Origin of the sequence: Uliginosibacterium paludis (assembly GCF_039631355.1) — a bacterium.
Classification (GTDB): Bacteria; Pseudomonadota; Gammaproteobacteria; order Burkholderiales; family Rhodocyclaceae; genus Uliginosibacterium; species Uliginosibacterium paludis.
On record NZ_JBDIVF010000019.1, the window covers coordinates 12,623 to 15,465 of the forward strand.

The 2,843-nt window shown below is 56.8% G+C and carries 3 protein-coding genes; all 3 read left to right on the forward strand.

Going from position 1 to position 2,843, the window contains the following annotated elements; genetic code table 11:
* Positions 1 to 42: 42 nt before the first annotated feature.
* Complete coding sequence (gene rpsG / locus ABDB87_RS20300; RefSeq protein WP_345930512.1) at positions 43 to 513, forward strand: 30S ribosomal protein S7; 471 nt, start codon at positions 43 to 45, stop codon at positions 511 to 513.
* A gap of 120 nt (positions 514 to 633) precedes the next feature.
* The gene (fusA, locus tag ABDB87_RS20305) at positions 634 to 2,730 is read left to right on the forward strand and encodes an elongation factor G (RefSeq protein ID WP_345930515.1); all 2,097 of its coding nucleotides are present in this window, start codon (positions 634 to 636) and stop codon (positions 2,728 to 2,730) included.
* A gap of 30 nt (positions 2,731 to 2,760) precedes the next feature.
* A partial coding sequence (locus tag ABDB87_RS20310; RefSeq protein ID WP_043003843.1) for a GTP-binding protein occupies positions 2,761 to 2,843 on the forward strand: 83 nt, incomplete at its 3' end.

Sequence of the window (2,843 nt, forward strand, 5' to 3'; positions counted from 1 at the left end):
CCCGAAGAAGTCCTGATCCACTGACGAATTGAGGAGATAAAGATGCCCCGTCGTCGCGAAGTACCGAAGCGTGAAATTCTGCCGGATCCGAAGTTCGGTTCGCAGGATGTTTCCAAGTTCATCAACGTCATCATGGATAGCGGCAAGAAGTCGGTTGCCGAAGGTATCGTGTATGGCGCGTTCGAAGTAATTGCAGGCAAGTCGAGCAAGGATCCGCTGGAGATCTTCTCCAGTGCGATTGCCAATGTGAAGCCTGTGGTTGAAGTCAAGAGCCGTCGCGTTGGCGGTGCGAACTACCAGGTTCCGGTTGAGGTGCGTCCGAGCCGTCGTATGGCTCTTTCGATGCGCTGGCTGCGCGAAGCTGCGCGCAAGCGTTCCGAAAAAACCATGGCTCAGCGCCTTGCTGGCGAGCTGCTTGAGGCTTCGGAGGGTCGCGGCGCGGCCATGAAGAAGCGTGATGAAGTGCACCGCATGGCGGACGCCAACAAGGCGTTCTCCCACTTCCGCTTCTGATTATCGAAGCGGCAGGCAAGTGTCGGGCCCTGAAAGGGGCTCGATTTGTTTCCGCAAATGCCTGCCAGATCTGAAAAAACGTTTTTTGAACATGCAGCATTTTGAGTAGAGGCTGACACCGTGGCACGCACTACCCCCATCGAGAGGTACCGCAATATCGGTATCTCGGCACACATCGACGCCGGCAAGACAACCACCACCGAGCGTATCCTTTTCTACACCGGTGTTAACCACAAGATCGGTGAAGTGCATGATGGCGCTGCCACCATGGACTGGATGGAGCAGGAGCAGGAGCGTGGCATCACGATCACCTCCGCTGCTACGACCTGTTTCTGGAAGGGGATGGCTGGCGATCTTGAGCAGCATCGCATCAACATCATTGACACCCCGGGACACGTAGACTTCACGATTGAAGTGGAGCGCTCCATGCGTGTGCTCGACGGCGCGTGCATGGTTTATTGCGCTGTGGGTGGTGTTCAGCCTCAGTCTGAGACGGTGTGGCGTCAGGCGAACAAGTACAAGGTTCCGCGCCTTGCATTCGTGAACAAGATGGACCGTACCGGCGCCAACTTCTTCAAGGTCTATGACCAGCTGCGCACCCGTCTGTCGGCCAATCCGATTCCGGTTGTCATCCCTATCGGTGCTGAAGAGAACTTTACCGGCGTTATCGATCTCATCAAGATGAAAGCCATCATCTGGGATGAGGCCAGCCAGGGCACGAAGTTCAGCTATGAAGACATTCCTGCTGATCTGGCTGCTGCCGCTGCGGAGTGGCGCGAGAAGATGGTCGAGGCTGCTGCCGAGTCGTCGGAATCGATGATGGATAAGTATCTCGAGGCAGGTGATCTGTCCGAGCAAGACATCATCAAGGGGCTTCGTGATCGCACCATCGCCTGCGAAATCCAGCCGATGCTGTGCGGTACGGCGTTCAAGAACAAGGGCGTGCAGCGCATGCTGGATGCCGTGATCGATTTCATGCCTTCGCCGGTCGACATTCCGCCTGTCAAGGGGATTGATGACGACGAGAAAGAAGCTGAACGCCGCGCTGCCGACGACGAGAAGTTCTCGGCGCTTGCTTTCAAGCTGATGACTGACAAGTACGTGGGTCAGCTCACCTTCATTCGTGTGTATTCGGGTGTGATCAAGTCGGGCGATACCGTCTACAACCCCATCAAGGGCAAGAAGGAGCGTATCGGCCGTCTGGTTCAGATGCATGCCAACGACCGTCATGAGATCGATGAAGTGCGTGCGGGTGACATCGCTGCCTGTATCGGACTGTCGTCCGTGACGACTGGTGAGACGCTGTGCCCGCCTGACAGCATCATCACGCTGGAACGCATGGAGTTCCCGGATCCGGTGATTCACGTTGCGGTCGAGCCGAAGACCAAGGGTGACCAGGAAAAGATGGGTATCGCACTGGGTCGCCTGGCTCAGGAAGATCCGTCCTTCCGTGTGCGTACCGATGAAGAATCGGGTCAGACCATTATTTCCGGCATGGGCGAGCTGCACCTTGAAATCCTGGTTGACCGGATGAAGCGCGAGTTCGGTGTTGAGGCCAATGTGGGTGCGCCGCAAGTGGCGTATCGCGAAACCATTCGCAAGGTTGTTGAGGATGCGGAAGGCAAGTTTGTCAAGCAGTCCGGTGGTCGTGGTCAGTACGGTCACGTCGTGCTCAAGATCGAGCCGAATGAGCCGGGCAAGGGTTACGAGTTTGTCGATGCCATCAAGGGCGGTGTCGTGCCGCGCGAATTCATTCCGGCGGTTGACAAGGGGCTGCAGGAAAGCATCCCGAATGGCGTGCTGGCTGGTTTCCCGGTGGTGGATGTGAAGTGCACGCTGCACTTCGGCTCCTACCACGATGTGGACTCGAACGAAAACGCCTTCAAGATGGCTGCTTCGATGGCCTTCAAGGAAGGTTGCCGCCGTGCGAGCCCTGTCATTCTCGAGCCGATGATGGCTGTCGAGGTCGAGACTCCGGAAGACTTCATGGGCAACATCATGGGTGACCTGTCCGGGCGTCGCGGTATCGTGCTGGGCATGGAAGATCTGCCTGGCCAGATCAAGGCGATCAAGGCAGAAGTGCCGCTGGCAGAAATGTTCGGCTACTCGACGACGATGCGTTCGCTGTCGCAGGGGCGTGCTACTTACTCCATGGAGTTCAAGCACTACTCGGAAGCGCCGAAGAACGTCGCTGACGCCATCATCAACAAGAAGTAATCATCCCTTTCAAGATCCAAGGAGCTAGAAATGGCAAAGGAAAAGTTTGAACGTACGAAGCCGCACGTGAACGTCGGCACGATTGGTCACGTTGACCACGGCAAGACCACGCT